We start from the raw sequence: 20808 nt of genomic DNA, 5'->3' as shown, positions 1-20808 counted from the left end.
TGGGCTAGAGCGGGTGAACATGGCAAAGAAGAAGACACCGGCGGCGGGAGAGCCGCAAACCATCGCAGCCCGCAAATTCCGTCCCGCCCGGCAGGAGGCCCGCGATGCGGAGCGCGCCGCCGAGACGCCGCAAACGCAGAGCACCGCCTATCGGCTGGCGTTTCAAGATACCGACTTCCTGCTGCGCGAGGATTTGCGCCCCATCCGGTTCCAGCTGGAACTGCTGAAACCCGAACTGTTGCTGGACGAGGCGCGCATCCGCTCGACCTTCGTCTTCTATGGCTCGGCACGGATCCCCCGGCCGGAGCAGGCGGACGATTTCGTGGACGCCGCCATCACCCCCGCCGACCGCAAGATCGCCGAGAGCCTGGCCGCCAAGGCGAAATATTATGACGAGGCGCGCAAGCTGGCCGCTATTGCGGCGAGCGTCCCGGTGGATGACGCCGGATGCCGCAACTTCGTGGTCTGTTCGGGCGGCGGCCCCTCCATCATGGAAGCGGCGAATCGCGGCGCGGCGGAGGCGGGGGCGCCCACCATCGGCCTGAACATCGTGCTGCCGCATGAGCAGGCGCCCAATGTCTATGTCACGCCCGAACTCTCCTTCCAGTTCCATTATTTCGCGCTGAGGAAGATGCACTTCCTGCTGCGCGCGCGCGCGCTGGCGGTGTTTCCCGGCGGGTTCGGCACCTTCGACGAGTTTTTCGAGCTGCTGACGCTGGTGCAGACCGGCAAGATGAAGCCCCTGCCCATCCTGTTGTTCGGGAAGGAATTCTGGACCCGCGTGGTGAATTTCGATGCGCTGGCGGAGGAAGGCGTCATCAGCCCCCGCGACCTCGACCTCATCACCTGGGTCGAGACGGCGGAGGAAGCATGGGCGGCGGTGGACGCCTTTTACGCCGACAGCCCCCTGCCGACCTGCGGATGATCGCCATATAGGTTGCAGATGGAAACCTTTTAGGCGATGGTCTGTGCATGGCAGACCTCCCGCCCTCGGCTTCCGGCCGCATCCGCCCCGGCCGTCTGTGCGATGCGCATGATGGCCCCATCACCGTCTTTGTCATCGGGATGCGGATCAACCGCCTGACCCGGCCCGACAAATGGCTGCCGGTGGCGCGGGCGATGCCGGGGATGTTGAAGGAACTGGGGCAGCGGCCGGACCTTGGCATGATTGGCCATGAACTGATGCTGGCGCCGTTCCGAACATTGATAACCCTGCAATATTGGCGCGATTTCGAGGCGCTGCACGCCTATGCCCATGCCAGCGAGGGCGAGCATCTGCCCGCGTGGCGCGCGTTCAACCGGGCGTCGAAGGGCAATGATGCGGTGGGCATCTTCCACGAGACCTATGTGGTGGAGCCGGGCGCGCATGAGAGCATCTATGTCGCCATGCCGCCGTTCGGGCTGGGCAAGGCGGCGGGACTGCGCAAGGCGACAGGCCGGCGCAATGCGGCACGGGAGAGGCTGGGCGCGGCCTGAGCGGTTGGCAGCGCACTGGCCCCGGCCATTCCCGCCGGGCCGTGTCATAGCGATCCGGCCATAGCGACAGCAGGACGGCATTTTGGCGATGGACAGGACAGGCGCTCCTCGCGACAGGTCGAGGGAGGAACCGCAGGGAGAGCGCCGATCATGAGCCAGGAGTTTCGCGACCTTTATGGTCCCACCGCCCTCGTCACGGGCGCGTCCTCCGGCATTGGGCGCGCTTTTGCGGAGGAACTGGCGGCGCGCGGGGTCAACCTGATCCTCGTCGCGCGGCGCATCGACCGGCTGGAAGTGCTGGCCGAGCGGCTGGAGGACAAGCATCGGATCAGCGTCATGCCGCTGGAGGTCGACCTGGCCGATCCGACGGCGACGGCGCGCATCCTGAACGCGACGGCCAGCGTCGACGTGGGCCTGCTGGTCAGCAATGCAGGCTTTGGCTCGAAGGGACCGTTCGAGGCGGACGATCCGGCGGTGATGACGCAGATGCTGGCGGTCAACGCACAGGCCACTATGCTGCTCGCCCATGGCTTTGCCCCGCGGCTGAAGGCGCGCGGCAGAGGCGGCATCATCCTGACCAGTTCGGTGGAAGGGCTGATCGGATGCCCCTATTCGGCGGTCTATTCGGCGACCAAGGCGTTCGTGAATGCGCTGGGCGAGGCCCTGTGGGGCGAGTTGACACCAGAGGGGATCGACGTGCTGACCCTGTGCCCCGGCGCGACGGAGAGCGAGGCCGCCGCGAAGCAGGGGCTGGACCCCGCCGCCATGACCAACCAGCAGGCGCCGGAGGAAGTCGCGCGCCTGACGCTGGACAATCTGCGCAACGGCCCGACCTATATCCCCCACGCCCATTACAAGGCGATGTTCGAGCAGATACTGGCCATGCCCCGCCCACAGGCTCTCGTCGCGATGGCGAAGGGGATGAAGAAACCCGGCTAGACCATGGTCCGGGCAGCGTGAATCGGACCATGACCGGTGTGTCTTTTGATGCCGCATTGTCCGGACCGGCAGCGGATGCCATCCGCTCCGACAAGGCCCTCAATGCGGCAATTGGAGGGGCCGGAACCCTGCGCCGGTTCAGCCGGGATACAGTCTCGGCGCGATAGGATGACGACAGGTCCGAATCGGGCTAAGGTCTTGCCTATATTGGAAAAGGATCGGCGGATGCGTATTCCCTTCATGATCGCGGTCGCGGCGGGCCTGCTGGCGGCAGGTGGCGCACAGGCGGCCAGCAAGACACCGCAGGAGCGGCTGGCCCGTGCAATCGAGGGCCGGGTCGCGGGCAAGCCCGTCGATTGCATCAACCTGCGCGACATTCAGTCGTCAGAGATCATCGACCGGAAGGCGATCCTCTATCGTGTCGGCCGGACGCTCTATGTCAACACGCCGGATTCGGGCGCGAACTTCCTCAACAATGGCGATATATTGGTGACGGACACGCACTCGTCGCAACTGTGCAGCATCGACATCGTGCGGCTGGTCGATTCCAGTTCGCGCATGCCCAGCGGTAGTGTCGGGCTGGGCAAGTTCGTGCCCTATACCAAGCCTGCCAGTTAAAGCCGGGGACGGCGCGGGTGGCTGACCCGCCCTTGGCAATCGCGGCAGATCCCGGGCTGCGCCGGAATGGCGCCCATTTGAGGGCATAATCACCGGGCACCTTTGCGGCGCCCGGTGATGGACGCTCGATCTCAGGCGGTGATGCCGCTCGCCGCCAGCACCGCCAGCGTGACCAGTTCCGACGCGTTGGCGGACATGGTGGCGACCTGGATCGGGCGATCCATGCCGACCAGCATCGGGCCGATGACCGACCCGGCCTTCAGTTCGCGCAGCAGTTTGGCCGACAGGTTCGCCGATTGCAGGCCGGGCATGACCAGCACATTGGCGGGACCGGACAGGCGGCTGAACGGATAGTTTTTCGCCACCACCGGGTTCAGCGCCGCGTCTGGCGGCATCTCGCCTTCATATTCGAAGTCGATGTCGTCGCGCGCGTCGAGGATCGACACGGCCTCGCGGATGTTGCTGAGGAAATTACCGCTGGGGTTGCCGAACGTCGAATAGGACATGAAAGCGACGCGCGGTTCATAGCCCATGCGCTTGGCCACCGCCGCCGTGCCGATGGCGATGTCGGCCAGTTCCCGCGCGGTCGGCCGCTCGTTGACCGTGGTGTCGGCGATGAAGACGGTGTGGTTCTGGCTGACGACGATGTGGACGCCGAACGCGGTCCGATCCTCATCCTGCCCGATGACCCGGCGCACTTCGCGCATCGTCTGCGCATAGGTGCGGGTGACGCCGGTAATCATCGCGTCCGCCTCGCCCAGTTCGATCAGCAGCGCGCCGAAGACGTTGCGGTCGCGGTTGACCATCCGCTCGCAATCGCGGCGCAGATAGCCCCGGCGCTGGAGACGCTCATACAGCATGTCGACCATGCGCGGCACCAGCGGCGAGTTGACGCTGTTGTGGACCTCATAGCTTTCCACGTCCGCGACGCCCAGCGCGCGCAGCTTGTCATAGACATCGTCCCGGCCGACCAGCACGGGCACGCCGCAGCCGCCGTCGCGGAACTGGATGGCGGCGCGCAGCACCACTTCCTCCTCCGCCTCGGCAAAGACGACGCGCTTCGGGTTGGCCTTGGCCCCTTCATAGGCCAGCGCGAGGACGGAGGTCGCCGGGTTGAGCCGCACCTTGAGCGACTGGCGATAGGCGTCCATGTCCTCGATCGGCTTCTGCGCGACGCCGCTGTCCATCGCGGCCTGCGCCACGGCGGAGGAGACGACCTCCATCAGGCGCGGATCGAAGGGCGCGGGGATGATATAATCGGGACCGAAGCTGTGCGCCTTGCCATAGGCCAGCGCCACTTCCTCCGGCACCTGCTCGCGCGCCAGTTCGGCGATGGCGTGGGCGCAGGCGACCTTCATCGCTTCGTTGATCGTCGTCGCGCGGACGTCCAGAGCGCCGCGGAAGATGAAGGGGAAGCCCAGCACATTGTTGACCTGGTTCGGATAATCCGACCGGCCCGTCGCGACGATGGCGTCAGGGCGCACGGCCTTTGCCTCCGGCGGCAGGATTTCCGGGTCCGGGTTGGCCATGGCGAAGATGATCGGGTTGGGGGCCATGGACTTGGCCATCTCCGCCGTCACCGCACCCTTGACCGACAGGCCCAGGAACACGTCTGCGCCCTGCATGGCGTCGGCCAGCGTGCGTGCGTCGGTCTTGGCGGCGTGCGCCGACTTCCACTGGTTCATACCCTCGGTACGGCCCTGGTAGATGACGCCCTTGGAATCGCACATGATGACATTGTCGGGCGCGACGCCCAGCGCCTTGACCAGCTCGGTGCAGGCGATGGAGGCAGCGCCCGCGCCATTCACGACGACCTTCATGTCCTTCAGGTCGCGGCCCGTGATGAGCGCCGCGTTGATGACGCCCGCCGCCGCGATGATCGCGGTGCCATGCTGGTCGTCATGAAAGACGGGGATGTTCATCCGCTCCTTCAGCGTCTGCTCGATGATGAAACACTCCGGCGCCTTGATATCCTCAAGGTTGATGCCGCCGAAGGTCGGCTCCATCAGTTCCACCGCGTCGATGAAACGTTCGACATCTTCCGTCTTCAACTCGATGTCGATGGAATCCACATCGGCGAACCGCTTGAACAGGACGGCCTTGCCCTCCATCACCGGCTTGGACGCCAGCGCGCCGAGATTGCCGAGGCCCAGGATCGCGGTGCCGTTGGTGATGACCGCGACCAGATTGCCCTTGGCCGTATAGTCATAGGCGGTCGCGGGGTCCGCCGCGATGGCCAGCACGGGCACGGCCACGCCGGGCGAATAGGCGAGGGACAGGTCGCGCTGCGTCGCCATCGGCTTGGACGCGATGATCTCGATCTTGCCGGGACGTCCCGTCGAATGGAAAAACAGTGCTTCCCGTTCGGAAAACTGGACGCTTGCCTTCTCGGTCATGCCTTGCCTCTCTTCGATACCGACGGACCGGCCCGTCGCGGGCCAAATGCTTGCGAGTGCCCTAGCGGCAATGGCGATGGCGCGACAAGAGCGGATCAGGGCCGAAATGGTCGACGGATGAAGTTTTCGGCGCTGCGGGCCGGAGAAAACGCGGGGCCGATGCCGCTTGGCGCGGGCCGCCTGCCTCGCTAGGGATTGCGCCATGGTGAGCAAGACAGAGGGCAGCCCCTCCCTATCGTCCGTGTCATCCCCGGTCACGCCGATGATGGGCCAATATCTGACGCTGAAGGCGGAGGCGGGCGATTGCCTGCTCTTCTACCGCATGGGCGACTTTTTCGAGCTGTTCTTCGACGATGCGAAGGCGGCGGCGCAGACGCTCGACATCGCGCTGACGTCGCGCGGGGAGCATGACGGCGTGCCCATCCCGATGTGCGGCGTGCCGGTCCATTCGTCGGAGGCCTATCTGGCGCGGCTGATCCGCGCCGGGCACCGCGTCGCCATCGCCGAACAGACGGAAAGTCCGGCGGAGGCCAAGGCGCTGGCCAAAGAGCGGGGCGGCAAGACGCTGGTCAACCGCGCCATCGTGCGGTTCGTGACGGCGGGAACGCTGACCGAGGAAAGCCTGCTCGATTCGCGGCGCGCCAATATATTGGCGGCGGTCGGCGAGGCGAGCGGAATGCTGGCCGTCGCGGCGGTGGATATTTCGACGGGCCGCCTGTCCGTCGCCGCCTGCACCAACGGCGGGCTGGACGCAGAGGTCGCCCGGATCGACGCGACGGAAATCGTCGCGCGCGCCGTCACGGCGGAGCGGGTGCCGGGCGCCATCGTCTTCGACCATGACGATTTTTCGAGCAGCCGGGCCGAGGACCGGATCAAGACGCATTTCGGCGTCTCGACGCTCGATGGCTTCGGGCTGACCGGGTCAGGGGCGGGCAAGGCGGAACTGTCCGCGCTGGGCGGCCTGATCGCCTATCTCGACCATGTCGGCCGGGGCAGCATCCCCTTCCTCCAGCCGCCGGTGCGAACGACGGCGGAGGCGCATCTGGCCATCGACCCCGCGACCCGTGAGAGCCTGGAGATATGCCAGACGCAGGGCGGCGTGCGCGCGGGTTCGCTGCTGGCGACGGTGGACCGGACGGTGACCGCGGCGGGCGCGCGCCTGCTGGCGGAAGATCTGGCGGCGCCGCTGCTGGGCACGGAGGCGATCGGCGCACGACTCGATCTGGTCGGCTGGCTGGTGGGGGACGGCCATGCGCGCGCGGCCATGCGCGCCACCCTGCGCGCCATGCCGGACATTGGCCGGGCGCTGGGGCGGCTGTGCATCGGGCGAGGCAGTCCGCGCGATCTGGGGCAGGTGCGTGACGGCCTGAACGAGGCGCGCCTGCTGCGCGAGACGTTGCGGGAGATCGATTCGCCCCCTGCCCTGCTCGGCGCGCTGCTTCCCGCGCTGGAAGGGCATGGCGCGCTGGTGGACAGGCTGAGCCGCGCGCTGGTCGCCACCCCGCCGACGGAGGCGTCGAACGGCGGCTTCATCGCGGAGGGCTATGACGCCGCACTGGACGACCTGCGCCGCATGGCGAGTGATGGACGGCGCGCGGTCGCGGCGCTGGAGGCGCGCTATCGCGACCAGACCGGCATCGCCGCCCTCAAGATCAAGCATAATGGCGTGCTGGGCTACCATGTCGAAGTGCCCGCCAAATATGGCGACGCGCTGATGGCCGCCGACAGCGGCTTTACCCATCGCCAGACGCTGGCGGGCGTGGTGCGGTTCAACGAGCCGGACCTGCACGAGGAAGCCAACCGCATCGCGCAGGCGGGCGGCCATGCCCTCGCCGCCGAGGCCGCGCATCTGGAGGAGCTGACCGATGCGGTGACGGCACGGCGGGACGCCATCGCCCATGCCGCCGCCGCCATCGCCCGGCTGGATGTCGCCGCCGCGCTGGCGGAGCGAGCCGTGGAGGGCAACTGGTGCCGCCCCGACTTCGTGCCGGGCCGCGTGCTGGAGATTGACGCGGGACGCCATCCGGTGGTGGAGGCCGCGCTGGCCCCGTCCGGCACGCCGTTCGTGGCCAATGACTGCACCATGGGCGCTGACGACCGGCTGTGGCTCGTCACCGGCCCGAACATGGGCGGTAAATCGACCTTCCTGCGGCAGAATGCGATCATCGTCATCCTGGCGCAAGCGGGCGGCTATGTTCCCGCCGCCCGCGCGACGCTCAGCCCCGTAGACAGGCTGTTCAGCCGGGTCGGCGCGTCGGACAATCTGGCAAAGGGCCGCTCCACCTTCATGGTCGAGATGGTGGAGACCGCCGCCATCCTCAGCCAGGCGACGGAGAACAGCTTCGTCATCCTGGACGAGGTCGGGAGGGGCACCTCCACCTATGACGGCCTCGCCATCGCCTGGGCGGTGGTGGAGGCGGTGCATGAGAGCAACCGTTGCCGCTGCCTGTTCGCCACCCATTATCATGAGCTGACCCGGCTGGCCGAGACGCTGCCCGCCCTCTCCCTGCACAATGTCCGGGCACGGGAATGGAAGGGCGAACTGGTGCTGTTGCACGAGGTTGCGTCCGGCCCCGCGGATCGCAGCTATGGCCTTGCCGTCGCGCGGCTGGCGGGCCTGCCCTCGCCCGTGGTGGGCCGCGCCAAGGCGGTGCTGTCGAAACTGGAGGCGGGCAAGGCGAAGACCGGCGGCATTGCGGCGGGGCTGGACGATCTGCCCCTGTTCGCCGCCTCCGCCCCGCCCGAACCCCCGCCCGCCGATCCGCTGCGCGAGGCGCTGGCCGCCATCGATCCCGATGCCCTGACCCCGCGTGAGGCGCTTGATGCGCTTTATCGTCTTACGCGGTTGGTTAATGACGCTGTGCTATCTAGATAGGCCTATGCCCAACGCCATCGCCAATCAGCGCGCCATCATCGACCGTCGCATCCTGTCCGACCGCATCGCCGGGGAGGCGGAGCGGCTGGAGGGGGACGTCAAGAAACTGCGCCCCGTCATCGTCACCGTCCTGAAGGAGGCAATGGCCGAGGGGGCGAAGGAAGTGCGCCGCCGGCTGGAGACCCATCCGACCAGCGGGCGCGACGCGGTGACGGCGCAGGCCTTTCTGGTCGATCAAGTCCTGCGCGTCCTGTATGACGCCACCACCACCTATCTCTATCCCATCAACAACCCCACCGCGTCGGAGCGGATCGCGCTGATCGCGGTCGGCGGCTATGGCCGGGGTGAGATGGCGCCTTTCAGCGACGTCGATATCGGCTTCCTGACCCCATACAAGCCGACCGGCTGGACGGAGCAGGTCATCGAATCCATGCTCTACGCGCTATGGGATCTGGGTCTCAAGATCGGCCACTCCAGCCGCTCCATCGACGAGACGATCCGCATGGCCAAGGGCGACCTGACCATCCGCACCGCCCTGCTCGAAGGGCGCTATGTCTGGGGCGACCGCGCCGTCTTCGACGAGTGCATGCGCCGTTTCCACGCCGATGTGGTGGCGGACACCGCCCGCGCCTTCGTGCAGGAAAAGCTGGAGGAACGCGACGTGCGCCACGCCCGGCTGGGCGACAGCCGCTATGTCGTCGAACCCAATGTGAAGGAGGGCAAGGGCGGCCTGCGCGACCTGCACACCCTCTTCTGGATCGGCAAATATGTGAACAAGGTCGGCTCCGTCGCGGAACTGGTCGACGTGGGCCTGCTGACCGCGCAGGAATTGCGGCAGTTCGAGAAGGCCGAGACATTCCTGTGGGCGGTGCGGTGCCATATGCACATCCTCGCCGGACGGGCGGAGGACCGGCTGACCTTCGACCTTCAGGTGGAGGTCGCGGCGCGCATGAACTTCACCGCGCGGGCCGGGCGCTCGGCGGTGGAGCGGTTCATGCGCTTCTACTTCCTCAACGCCAAGAAGGTCGGCGACCTGACCGGCATGTTCCTGGCCCATCTGGACGAGACGATGGGGCGCAAGGGCAAACGGTATCTCCCCTCCCTCTTCCGCCGTCCTCGCAAGCTGTCCGGCTTCATCCTCGACCGGGGGCGGATCAGCATCCCGACCGACGATTATTTCCAGGCGGACCCGGTGCGCCTGATCGAAATTTTCAGCCTGGCGGACAAGCATGGGCTGGACCTCCACCCCAACGCCATGCGCGCGCTGAACCGTGACGGCCTGCTGATCGACCGCAAAATCCGCACCGATCCGCAGGCGAACAGCCTGTTCCTCGACATATTGTCCAGCCCGCGCGACCCGGAACGGGTGCTGCGCGCGATGAACGAATCGGGCATCTTCGGCCGTTTTATTCAGGAGTTCGGCCGTGTCGTCGCGCAGATGCAGTTCGACATGTACCATCATTATACGGTCGACGAGCATACCATCCGCGCCATCGGCCTGCTGTCGCGGATCGAGCATGGCGAACTGGCGCAGGATCATCCGCTGGCCGCGACCCTGATCGGCAAGATCGTGTCGCGCCGGGTGCTCTATGTCTCCGTCCTGCTGCACGACATCGCCAAGGGGCGCGGCGGCGACCATAGTGTGCTGGGCGCGGAAGTGGCGGAGAAGATTTGCCCGCGCCTCGGCATGACGCCGGGCGAGACAGAGACGGTGGCATGGCTGGTGCGCTATCACCTGCTCATGTCCGCCACCGCGTTCAAGCGCGACCTTTCCGACTACAAGACCATCCTCGATTTCGCCGCGGAGGTGCAGACGCTCGAACGTCTCCGTCTACTGGTCGTGCTGACCGTGGTCGATATTCGCGCCGTGGGTCCGGGCGTGTGGAACGGGTGGAAGCGCCAGCTCCTCACCGAACTCTATGAGCAGACCGAGGAACTGGTCCGCCCCGGCCACAAGCAGCGCGGCCGCAAGGAGCGCATCGCGCAGAAGCGCCAGACGTTGCAGGCGCGACTCCAGATGGATCAGGGCGTCTTCGACACGCTCGTCGGTCGCTTCCCGGAAAGCTACTGGATCGCGGAGCCGGACGACATTTTGGAGGTGAACGCCCGGCACCTCATCAACGCCGACAACGAGTCGCTGTCGATCAGCGCGCAGCCGGATGCGGAGCGGGACGCGACCCTCGTCACCGTCAGCGCGGCGGACCACCCCGGCCTTTTCTACCGGATCGCGGGGGCGATCCACCTTGCCGGCGGCAGCATCATGGACGCGCGCATCCACACGATGCGCGATGGCTCCGCGCTCGACAATTTCCTGGTGCAGGCCCCGCTGGGCGGCCGGTTCGACCATCCCGACCAGCTCGCCCGCATCCGGCAGGCGATCAGCGACGCCCTGTCCGACCGGCACAAGCTGATGACCAAGCTGCACGCCCGTCCCATGGCGCGGACGCGGGCGGAGGCGTTCACGGTCGCGCCCAACGTGCTGATCGACAATGGCGCATCGAATCGCTTCACCGTGATCGAGGTGACGGCGCGCGACCGTCCCGCCCTGCTCCTCAACCTCGCCTTCGCGCTGTTCCAGTCGAAGGTGACGGTGCACAGCGCCCATGTCGCCACCTATGGCGAGCGGGCGGTGGACACCTTCTACGTCACCGACCTGCTGGGCGGAAAGATCGAGAGCAAGCAGCGGCTGACCACGCTGGAACGGCGACTGCTGGAGAGCCTGACGAGCGACGCGGAGGCGATGCTGGAGACGGCGAAGATGGCGTGACGCCACGCCGCCGTCCTCCTAAACTCTGCCAGTCTCCGACACCCTGAACCGCCGCTCGATACCGATGGCGGCGAGGAAGCCCTCGTCATGGCTCACCACCATCAGGCCGCCATCATAATCACGCAGCGCCTGCTCCAGTATCGCGACCGAATCCATGTCCAGATGGTTGGTCGGCTCGTCGAGCAGCAGCAACCAGGGTGGCCGCTCCCCCGCCAGCACACAGGCCAGGCCCGCGCGGAGCCGTTCGCCGCCTGACAGGCTGCCCACCTCTTGCAGGGCATCCCGGTTGCGAAAGGCAAAGCGCGCGCAGGCCGCGTGGGCCGCCTGTTCGTCCAGTGACGGATTGAGGCGACGGAAATTGGCCAGGATGCTGGCGTCCGGTTCCAGCAGGCCGACATGCTGGTCGAGCAGCGCGATCCGCCCCTCCACACGGCGCACGGTCCCGGTGCGAGGGGTGAGCGCGCCGGTCGCGATCCGCAGCAGGCTGGTCTTGCCCGCGCCATTGGGTCCGGCAATCGCCACACGGTCCGGCCCGCGCAGGCTGAACGTCCATGGCCCCAGCACGCGATCGCCCGCACTGACGGTCACGACGTCCAGCGCCAGCAGATCAGCATGGGACGGCACGCCGCTGGATGGCAGGGCGATGGTCAGGGGCGTGAGGACTTCGACTTTCGCACGCGCATCCGCAGCCTTTGCGGTGGCATCCGCGACCAGTCGTTCGGAAATTTTCTGCCCACGCCCCGCGCTGTTTTCCGCCCGTTGCGCCTGTGCGCCGAGTAGGATTTCGGGCGCCGATCCGCTGGCGGCAAAGACCCTTCCCGCCTTGTCGCGCCGGGCCTTCACCTCCCGCTGATGCTGCATGGCGCGGTTTGCGGTACGCAGATCCGCGTCGGTGCGGTCCCGCTCCGACCGGGCGAGCGCCCGTTCCGCCTCCCGCGCCTCTGCAAAAGCCGACCAGTTGCCACCAAAGACACGCACGCCAATCGGGGTCAGTTCGACGATTCGGTCCATGCTGTCGAGCAGCGCCCGGTCATGGCTGGCGACCAGCAGGCCACCGCGCCAGTCACGGACCAGCGCCATGATCGCGGCGCGCCCGTCCGCATCCAGATTGTTGGTCGGTTCGTCGAGGAGCAGAAGGTCCGGTGCCTCGATCAACAGCCGGGCGATGCCGATTCGCATGCGCTCGCCCCCGCTCAGCGACCCCATGGCGCGGTCGAAGGCGAGCGGCGGCAGGCCGACCTGCGCCAGCGCGCCCGTGATGCGCTCCTCCAGCGTCCAGTCGGCGGTGGCGAAATCCGCCTCACCGCCTTCGCCCGCCACGATCCGGTCGAGGATGGCCAAGGCATCGGCAACGCCCAGCGCATCGCCAATCACCAGCGTTTCCGGCCAGTCCTGCGCCAACATGCCGATGCTGCCGGAATGGGTGATGGTGCCCGCGAGCGGTGGCGCCGCGCCTGCCACGATATGCAGCAGCGTGGACTTACCCGCACCATTGCGCCCGACCAGCCCGACGCGCTCCGCGCCGACCGACAGGGTCAGATGGTCGAAAAGCGAACGCCGGTCAGGTGTTGCGGCGGACAGGGAATCCAGTGTGAGAAAGGCGGGCATGGGCATCCAGACGAGCGGGCAGACAAACAGACGGGGCAAAGCGATTCGCGCTGTTCGTCCGATTGTTCATGGTCTGGATACTCCCATTGCCGAGCGATGGATTTAGGGTCGCGGCGCGCCCACCGCAAGGGCGCACGCCCTTTGGCTTGCCCGACCGCCCTGCCGCGCAGGATAGGCAGGCGCTGCCGATGGCGGTCGAAACTGACTGGGTGCCGCCATCCCCAATCGCGGGAGAGGAGCGAAAGGCGCCCTTCGCCCCCAATCCGGCCGGCCAGCGCGCCCTCCATCAGACAACAAAAAGGCGGCGGTTCTGCGCCGCCGCCGATTGTCCGATACGCCCTTTGCCGGGCGTTCGATCCGGTGTGGCGGGACAGCGAAGCGCCCCGCCCGACCCCTTACTTCTTTTCGGCGGGCGCCGCTGCGTTGGCGGGGGCGGCCGTGTTGCCAGCCGCTGCCGCTGCATTGCCACCCTCTGCGCCGTTGCCGGCGGCATTGCCACCCTCAGCAGCGGCGGGAGCCGCGTCGGCTGCCGGGAAGGGCAGGTTGGAACCCTGCGCGTTGATGTAAGCGATGATGTTCGCACGATCGACCGGATTGCCCAGACCCGCAAAGGTCATCTTGGTGCCGGGCGCGAATTCGCGCGGGCTCTTCAGCCACTTGTCCATCTGGTCGAAGGTCCAGCTGCCGCCAACCTTCTTGAGCGCGTCGGAGAAGGCGAAGCCGCCCTTGCCCTGACCGACCGGCTCACCGATCGTCCCGTACAGGTTGGGACCAATGCCATTGGCACCGCCCGACGTGATGGTGTGGCATGCGGCGCATTTGCCGAACACCTTCTCACCGGCCGCGACATCGGCCTTGGCCAGCAGGACGGGAAGCGGCGGACCGGCATCCGCAGCGCCAGCGCCTTCGGCCTCCACGCCTTCGATGGCATAGCCCATTTCTTCCGGCCGTTCGCCATGGAACAGCTTGCTGCTGACGATCCCGCCCCCAAGCGCAATGATGCCAGCAAAGAGGGCCCAGCCAGCCGCGGTATTGAAACGGTCGCCCATGCGCTTGTCTTTCTCCAACCCCAGAAGCATGGCCGCGCCTCTTTTGAGGCCCCGACCGATTGCGCGACCCCCTTAATGGCTGGAGATTGCCTGTGCAAGCCATGCTTGCACCCTTACTGCAAGTACCCTGCAAGCCATGCCTGCACCTTGCTGCCAGTGCCCTGCGAGCCATGCCCGCGCCGGACCGCAAGTCCCCCGCAAGCCATGCTTGCACCGGGCCGCCGCCTCGCCTAATCGCAGGGCCAAGCCATGGACAATTTCCCCCTCCCCGCCCGCCGTCTCGTCACGGAGATGACCGAAGCCGCCATTGCCGATCCGGCCCGCGGCCTTGCCTTTCAGGGCGCGCCGGGCGCAAATTCCCATCTAGCGGCAGTGCGCTACGATCCGCAGTCGCTGCCCCTGCCCTGCTTCTCGTTCGAGGATGCGATCGACGCGGTGCGCGACGGCACCGTCGCCCGCGCGATCATCCCCATTGAAAATTCGCTGCATGGCCGCGTGGCGGACATGCATTTCCTGCTGCCCGAATCCGGCCTGTGGATCGTCGATGAATATTTCCAGTTCATCCATCACTGCCTGATGACGGTGGATGCGGACACGCCCATCACCTCCGCGGCCAGCCATCCGCAGGCGCTGGGCCAGTGCCGCCATTACCTGCGCCAGCATGGCATCACGCCGGTCAACTATGCCGATACGGCGGGCGCCGCCGCGCTGGTCGCCGAAACGGGCGAGCCGGGCGCGGCCGCCATCGCCCCAGCCCTCGCCGCCGAGCTGTACGGCCTCGTCCTGCGGCAGGAGAATATCGAGGACAGCCACGACAATATGACGCGCTTCGTCGTGCTGTCGCGGGAGCCGGTGACGCCGCCCCTCTCCGGCGACCGATCCGGCCCGACCATGACCAGCTTCCTGTTCGAGGTGAAGAATGTGCCCGCCGCCCTGTACAAGGCGCTGGGCGGCTTCGCGACCAACGGCATCAACATGACGAAGCTGGAAAGCTATCAGCGCGGCGGCTCCTTCTCCGCCACCGAATTCTACATGGACATAGAGGGGATGCCCGGCGACCCCGCCGTGGACCGCGCGCTGTCCGAACTGATCTTCCACACCAAATGGGTCCGCAAGCTCGGCTCCTATCGGCAGGCACGGGCGCGCACCGGCGAGGAATGACGGTGCTCAGCGGGGTTTGCGCCGATGCGTGACCGCGTGAAAGTCCGACGGCTTGTCGGCTATCCAGTCCAGGAAACGCGCGATGGCGGGATCGGCGGCCAGCCCATCCCGGTCCGCGCCCGACCGCGCCAGCACCGCATTGGCAAAGGTCGCATGCAACGTGCGATGGCAGATCGGATGCACCGCCACCCGCTCCCGCCCGCCCCGGCTTTTCGGCACGGGATGATGCCATTCCACCCGCCGGCCCAACGGTCGCCGGCATAACCAGCACGGCGCGGCGTCGGCATCTATCGCCACGGCCGGACCTGCTGCGGCACGCCTGCGGATGGCCGCCCCTTCGCCAGGGCCGATGGACATTCAACCCCGACGGCGTGCAAGTGGCGCTTTTCTGAGCTTCCAATGCTCACGGACGTTAAGTTCGCTCCGTTGAAGCGAGTCACGCGCCTCGCTTCAAGGGTCTCGAAAGACCACCATTTTCGGCTCGTCATCCTCTGAATGTCGATCGGCCCTAGACCGACGCGCGCGCAAAGATAGGCAGCGCGAGGACCTCCTCCACCGTCAGGTCGATGCCGAACAGCTCGGCCAGCACCGCGCGATACTCCTCCGACCCGTCGATCAGCCGCGTTTCCGGTCCGCCCGCGCGATAGATGTTCAGCGCCCGGTCCATCAGGCCCGCGAAACCGTCCGGCAGCACGCGGCTGGCGACACAGAAACTGGTGAAGCGCGTGCCGGGCCGGGTGGCGGTCCAATGGTTGCACTGGGCGATGTCGCTCCCGGTCACGACCCGCTCCGCAAAGCCATATTGGGGTTGCCAGCCACTGCCCGGTGAACGACCATCCGTCGCGCCCGCCGGGCCTTGCCGCTCCAGCAGCCATTGCCCGTCGGGGTCGCCCGGCACCGCGCCACGTCGCAGGCGATGGCGCGCCCCATCCGGCGTCGTCGCCTCCACCCCATCCTCCAGCGGCAGGGGCGGCGTGAGGCTGCCGCCAAAGCCGACGTCCGCGATCCAGTCCCGCCCGTCCAGCGTCACCAGCACCAGCATATGGGTGCGCGGCGGCACCTCACCGGGCGGCACCGCCAGCCACACCCGCGCCAGCAACGGCCGGGCCACGAATCCCAGATCGCACAGCCGGTCGAGGAACAGGCCATTCTGTTCGAAACAATAGCCGCCGCGCCGCCGCCCGACCAGCTTGGCCACGATCGCATCGGGCGCGATGTCGATGCCCCGGCCCAGCGGAATATCGAGATTCTCGAACGGAATCGTCAACCGGTGCGCCCGGTGCAACGTCACCAGCCCGTCCACATCCGTCGCAGGCACATGCTGAACGCCGATTCGCGCCAGATAGGCCCGCACGGCGTCGGCATCCTGTATCGTCACACCCATGATTCAGCTTTGCTCCTTGCCCGTGCAGACGCCCAGCCGCTTCGCCGCCAGCCGCGCGTTGAAACTCATGCCGCCGATGGGGGAACCCGGCTTGCCCTGCGTGGTCGAGACCATGGTCATGTCATACTGGTCGGGCGCATAGCGGCCATCCATCCTGACCGTCTGCCTGCCCGTCTCATGCGCGCATTGCATCACCATGCTGACCTTGCCGCCGCCCATGGTGAAATGGTCGTAGCGGCAGGCGGCGGCCTTGTCCCCGGAGAAGAAATCCTCGCTCGGCTTCTTCGCCTCCTGTGCCGTCACGCAATGCTCGAAGTTGCGCGACTGGCCGAGATTGCCCTTCAGCTTCTTCGCCATTTCAGGCGGCATGCCGGGGATGGTCATGTCGGTGATCGTCATCACCATCCGCCACCGGCCCGGTGTGATGAAATTCTCCTCCACGATGCCGGACTGCTTCACCTTGGCCGCAATCTCCGCCTTGGAGGCATTGTCGGCGGTGACGGTCTTCGAATCGCATCCGGCCAAAGCGGCGGCGAGGACGCCCACCCTTGCGACCCGCGAGATGATGCCGTGCATGCGCCCCTCCTCCCTGTTCCAGAGCCTCCAGCATAGGCCGGGGGATGTAGGCGAGGCAATGGAGGGATCGCCCGCCCGCCGCCCGCCACTGCCGCGCCGCCTCCGCATCACCGATCCACTTTTGTTCCCGGCCCCGGTTGCCGCGTCCGGCCGCTTCACCCATATTGCCGCCATGGCTATCCAGATCCGCACCAATCTCTCCGAGCCGGAGACCGGCCAGAACTTCATCCCCCACCGCCCCGCACGACCGGACAAGGTGGAGGGTGGCAAGCCGTTCACGCTGGTCAGCGACTATAGCCCGTCCGGCGACCAGCCGACCGCCATCGCGGAACTGGTCGAGCAGGTGGTGGCGGGCGAGCAGGATCAGGTGCTGCTGGGCGTCACCGGGTCCGGCAAGACCTTCACCATGGCCAAGGTGATCGAGGCGGTGCAGCGCCCGGCCCTGATCCTGGCCCCCAACAAGATTCTCGCCGCGCAACTTTATGGCGAGTTCAAGTCATTCTTTCCCGACAATGCGGTCGAATATTTCGTCAGCTATTATGATTATTACCAGCCGGAAGCCTATGTTCCCCGCTCCGACACCTATATCGAGAAGGAGTCGAGCGTAAACGAAAGCATCGACCGGATGCGCCATTCGGCCACCCGTGCGCTGCTGGAGCGGGACGATGTCATCATCGTCGCCTCCGTTTCCTGCCTGTACGGCATCGGCTCGGTCGAAACCTATTCCGCCATGATCTTCGACCTGAAGAAGGGCGATACGGTCGACCAGCGGGAGATCATCCGCAAGCTGGTCGCGCTCCAGTACAAGCGCAACGACGCCGCCTTCACGCGCGGCACCTTCCGCGTGCGCGGCGACAATCTGGAGATTTTCCCGTCCCACTATGAGGATATGGCCTGGCGGGTCAGCTTCTTTGGCGACGATATTGAGGAGATTGCGGAGTTCGACCCGCTGACCGGCAAGACCGGGGCGAAACTGAACCAGGTCCGCGTTTTCGCCAATTCCCACTATGTCACCCCCGGCCCGACGTTGAAGCAGGCGGCGGAGGCGATCAAGCATGAGCTGGAGGAGCGGCTGAAGGAACTGATCGCGGAGGGCAAGCTGCTGGAGGCGCAGCGGCTGGAGCAGCGCACCCATTTCGACCTGGAGATGATCCATGCCACCGGCGCGTGCAACGGCATCGAGAATTACAGCCGCTTCCTGACCGGCCGCCTGCCCGGCGAACCGCCGCCGACCCTGTTCGAATATCTGCCGGAAAACGCCCTGCTGTTCGTGGACGAAAGCCACCAGACCGTGCCGCAGATCGGCGCGATGGCCAAGGGCGATCACCGCCGCAAGATCACGCTGGCCGAATATGGCTTTCGCCTGCCATCGTGCATCGACAACCGCCCGCTGCGCTTCAACGAATGGGACGCGATGCGGCCGCAGACGGTCAGCGTCTCCGCCACCCCCGGCACATGGGAGATGGAGCAGACCGGCGGCGTCTTTGCCGAACAGGTCATCCGCCCGACCGGCCTGATCGACCCGCCGGTGGAGATCAAGCCGGTGGAGGATCAGGTCGACGACCTGATCCATGAAGCACGGCAGACGGCGGCGGCGGGATACCGCACCCTTGTCACCACGCTGACCAAGCGGATGGCCGAAGACCTCACCGAATATATGCATGAGGCGGGGCTGAAGGTCCGCTACATGCACTCGGACGTGGAGACTCTGGAGCGTATCGAGCTGATCCGCGACCTGCGACTCGGCGTCTATGACGTGCTGATCGGCATCAACCTGCTGCGCGAGGGCCTCGACATCCCCGAATGTGGGCTGGTCGCCATATTGGATGCGGACAAGGAGGGGTTCCTGCGCTCCGAAACCTCGCTGATCCAGACCATCGGCCGCGCCGCGCGCAACGTGGATGGCCGCGTGATCCTCTATGCCGACCGGGTGACGGGCAGCATGGAGCGCGCCCTGAACGAGACGTCACGCCGCCGCGAGAAGCAGGAGGCCTATAACCTCGAGCATGGCATCACCCCGATGACCATCAAGCGCAACATCGGCGACATCATCGCCCATGTGTCGAACAAGGATCAGGTCACGATCGATACGGGCATCGAGGATGCCCCGCATCTCGTCGGACACAACCTGCGCGGCTATATCGAGGATCTGGAGAAGAAGATGCGCGCGGCGGCAGCAGACCTGGAGTTTGAGGAAGCCGGGCGGATTCGCGACGAAATCCGCAAGCTGGAAGCGGAGGAACTGGGCCTCCCCGCCGACCAGCGGGTGACGGAGAAGGCCGGGCGCTATCTGGGCCGTGCGACGGAGGGGAAGCCGGGGACACGGAAGATGCGGTATGGGAAGACGCAGCGGAAGGCGGGGCGGTAAGTTCAATTTGTGAGATGCCGTCTCACAAACGCATCCGTTGGCAGTGGCAACCATCCTGAGCCTAACTCATGGCTGTCTCCAATGAAGGAAACAGACCATGAAAAAAGCCACCCACTTCCACGAATGCAAATGCAGCCATCAAGGCCCCATCCGTAGATGGGCACGTCGCCTCAGCATAATCTTGAAGCCAGTTACCGCTGTCGTTCACCTGATCACAGCAATCGAACAGTGGCTACCTTTTTGAATCCGCTACCCCACCTTCCGATACCGAAAATACCAGACCTCATGCCCGATGCGCCGGGCCTTCGCCTCATACCGCGTCTCCGGCCAGCCGCCGGGGCGCGTGAGAAAATCCTTCGCTTCCCCCGCCAGCCATTCGAAATCCGCCCGGTCGCGCATCTGCATCAGCGCCCAGCGGAGATAGACAGGGTGGTCGGTGCCGAAGCGAAATTCGCCGCCCGGCTTCAGCTTGGCGGAGATCATGTCGATCGGTCCCTTGTTCATCATCCGCCGCTTGGCATGGCGCGCCTTGGGCCATGGGTCGGGGTGCAGCAAATAGGCAAAGCTCAGCGCGCCGTCGGGGATACGGGACAGCACCTCCAGCGCATTGCCCATATGGACGCGGATGTTGGGGAGATTCTGGTCGCGCACATGGCCCAGCGCGGTGACGACGCCGTTCAGGAACGGCTCGCACCCGATGAAGCCATGGTCGGGCAGCATGTCGGCGCGATAGGCCATATGCTCGCCCCCGCCAAAACCGATCTCGAAATGCAGGGGCTTGTCCATGCCGAACAGTCGCTCGGCGGTGATCTCCCCCTCTTCCGGCACGCTGATCGCGGGCAGGAGCGTGTCGATAAGCTCCTGCTGCCCATGGCGCAGCTTGTGCCCGGACTGGCGGCCATACAGCCGGTTGAGCGTGGTGGGATCGCCTGATTTATACGCCGTCATGCCGCGCCGCCTAATGCCATTCGCGCGCGGGTTGAAGCCCCATTCGTTCACAACATGCGATTTGCGGGAAGGCGCCGTTACTTCCGGGCCGTAACCGGCGCACAGGCGCCCACGCGGCGGCCCTCCAGGTCCAGCGCGAAGGGCGCGCCATCCGCGATACCCTGCGAATCGATCTGCACCAGCCGCGGCGTCTCGACCCGGACGACGGTGCGCCCATGGCCGGTGCCGGGACAGCTATAGGTGACGGACGCCCTGTCCGGCGCATCCTCCACCACGAAGCGGCGGCAGACCTGCCCCGGATGGCGCAGTTGCACCAAAGTCATGCCATCGCGCACGCACACACGCTGCGGCGCTTCGCCGGGTTCGCGCGAGCGCAGATCCCACAGGCCCGGCTCCAGCCCGGCCAGTGCGACGGGCGGCGGTGGAGCAGCAGGCAGCACAGGCACGGAAAGCGTATGCCCCGCCGCCGCCGCCAGCATCACCGGCAAGATCATCAAGGCGCTCATCCAGCGCATCAGCTATGCCCGCCCCACCGCTTGTCCGGCCCATTGCCGGTTCTTTATCGAATATAGAGTTCAATCATGGCGAGAAAAGGATCGCCATCGCATTAACCCAGAATAATCTCGGCTTGCCGCATATCCAT

Annotated in this window: 16 protein-coding genes; 8 read left to right on the top strand and 8 right to left on the bottom strand. The window is 66.3% G+C overall.

What is annotated here, in order from left to right; all coding sequences use genetic code 11:
• The first annotated feature begins 19 nt into the window (after positions 1 to 19).
• The 4 genes from LWE61_RS05060 (at position 20) to LWE61_RS05045 (ending at position 3033) form a co-directional block, all read left to right on the top strand.
• Positions 20 to 925, top strand: coding sequence for an LOG family protein (locus LWE61_RS05060; protein ID WP_234148939.1), 906 nt, complete (start codon positions 20 to 22; stop codon positions 923 to 925).
• Between the two features lie 47 nt (positions 926 to 972).
• The gene (locus tag LWE61_RS05055) at positions 973 to 1476 is read left to right on the top strand and encodes a DUF4188 domain-containing protein (RefSeq protein ID WP_234148938.1); all 504 of its coding nucleotides are present in this window, start codon (positions 973 to 975) and stop codon (positions 1474 to 1476) included.
• 150 nt (positions 1477 to 1626) lie between these two features.
• Positions 1627 to 2415, top strand: coding sequence for an SDR family NAD(P)-dependent oxidoreductase (locus LWE61_RS05050; RefSeq protein WP_234148937.1), 789 nt, complete (start codon positions 1627 to 1629; stop codon positions 2413 to 2415).
• A gap of 225 nt (positions 2416 to 2640) precedes the next feature.
• Positions 2641 to 3033, top strand: a complete 393-nt coding sequence (locus tag LWE61_RS05045; RefSeq protein ID WP_234148936.1) for a hypothetical protein — start codon at positions 2641 to 2643, stop codon at positions 3031 to 3033.
• A gap of 131 nt (positions 3034 to 3164) precedes the next feature.
• Here LWE61_RS05045 and LWE61_RS05040 read toward each other — a convergent pair whose 3' ends face one another.
• A complete protein-coding gene (locus tag LWE61_RS05040) occupies positions 3165 to 5429 on the bottom strand; it encodes an NADP-dependent malic enzyme (protein WP_234148935.1) in 2265 nt (754 codons plus the stop codon).
• A 202-nt stretch (positions 5430 to 5631) separates the two neighbouring features.
• Here LWE61_RS05040 and mutS point away from each other — a divergent pair, with 202 nt between their 5' ends.
• Together mutS and LWE61_RS05030 are read left to right on the top strand one after the other, a co-directional pair.
• A complete protein-coding gene (mutS, locus tag LWE61_RS05035; RefSeq protein WP_234148934.1) occupies positions 5632 to 8304 on the top strand; it encodes a DNA mismatch repair protein MutS in 2673 nt (890 codons plus the stop codon).
• A gap of 4 nt (positions 8305 to 8308) precedes the next feature.
• The gene (locus LWE61_RS05030; RefSeq protein WP_234148933.1) at positions 8309 to 11071 is read left to right on the top strand and encodes a [protein-PII] uridylyltransferase; all 2763 of its coding nucleotides are present in this window, start codon (positions 8309 to 8311) and stop codon (positions 11069 to 11071) included.
• Positions 11072 to 11089: 18 nt separating this feature from the next.
• On the opposite strand, the gene LWE61_RS05025 is transcribed toward LWE61_RS05030, so the two are convergent.
• Positions 11090 to 12679, bottom strand: coding sequence for an ABC-F family ATP-binding cassette domain-containing protein (locus LWE61_RS05025; protein ID WP_234148932.1), 1590 nt, complete (start codon positions 12677 to 12679; stop codon positions 11090 to 11092).
• Between the two features lie 395 nt (positions 12680 to 13074).
• Positions 13075 to 13728 carry a c-type cytochrome gene (locus LWE61_RS05020; RefSeq protein WP_234148931.1) on the bottom strand — a complete coding sequence of 218 codons (654 nt, stop codon included), beginning with the start codon at positions 13726 to 13728 and terminating at the stop codon, positions 13075 to 13077.
• Positions 13729 to 13977: 249 nt separating this feature from the next.
• Here LWE61_RS05020 and LWE61_RS05015 point away from each other — a divergent pair, with 249 nt between their 5' ends.
• Positions 13978 to 14889, top strand: a complete 912-nt coding sequence (locus tag LWE61_RS05015) for a prephenate dehydratase (protein ID WP_234148930.1) — start codon at positions 13978 to 13980, stop codon at positions 14887 to 14889.
• Positions 14890 to 14895: 6 nt separating this feature from the next.
• Here the strand turns inward: LWE61_RS05015 and LWE61_RS05010 are convergent, their stop codons facing one another.
• The 3 genes from LWE61_RS05010 to LWE61_RS05000 all read right to left on the bottom strand — a co-directional run bounded on the left by LWE61_RS05010 (position 14896) and on the right by LWE61_RS05000 (position 16849).
• A complete protein-coding gene (locus LWE61_RS05010; RefSeq protein WP_234148929.1) occupies positions 14896 to 15246 on the bottom strand; it encodes an HNH endonuclease in 351 nt (116 codons plus the stop codon).
• 151 nt (positions 15247 to 15397) lie between these two features.
• Entirely contained in the window at positions 15398 to 16273 is an 876-nt protein-coding gene (locus LWE61_RS05005; RefSeq protein ID WP_234148928.1) for an arylamine N-acetyltransferase family protein, read from the bottom strand.
• Positions 16274 to 16276: 3 nt separating this feature from the next.
• Positions 16277 to 16849, bottom strand: coding sequence for a DUF3617 domain-containing protein (locus LWE61_RS05000; RefSeq protein WP_234148927.1), 573 nt, complete (start codon positions 16847 to 16849; stop codon positions 16277 to 16279).
• Between the two features lie 172 nt (positions 16850 to 17021).
• On the opposite strand from LWE61_RS05000, the gene uvrB reads away from it, so the two are divergent.
• Positions 17022 to 19217, top strand: coding sequence for an excinuclease ABC subunit UvrB (gene uvrB, locus LWE61_RS04995; protein WP_234149074.1), 2196 nt, complete (start codon positions 17022 to 17024; stop codon positions 19215 to 19217).
• A 249-nt stretch (positions 19218 to 19466) separates the two neighbouring features.
• Here the strand turns inward: uvrB and trmB are convergent, their stop codons facing one another.
• The gene (trmB, locus tag LWE61_RS04990; protein WP_234148926.1) at positions 19467 to 20165 is read right to left on the bottom strand and encodes a tRNA (guanine(46)-N(7))-methyltransferase TrmB; all 699 of its coding nucleotides are present in this window, start codon (positions 20163 to 20165) and stop codon (positions 19467 to 19469) included.
• Positions 20166 to 20242: 77 nt separating this feature from the next.
• A complete protein-coding gene (locus LWE61_RS04985) occupies positions 20243 to 20671 on the bottom strand; it encodes a DUF3617 domain-containing protein (protein WP_234148925.1) in 429 nt (142 codons plus the stop codon).
• Positions 20672 to 20808 lie beyond the last annotated feature (137 nt).

Source organism: Sphingobium sufflavum (genome assembly GCF_021403115.1).
Lineage (GTDB): Bacteria > Pseudomonadota > Alphaproteobacteria > Sphingomonadales > Sphingomonadaceae > Sphingobium > Sphingobium sufflavum.
Note: the sequence above shows the minus strand (reverse complement) of the source record. Positions and strands in the feature narration are given on the sequence as shown.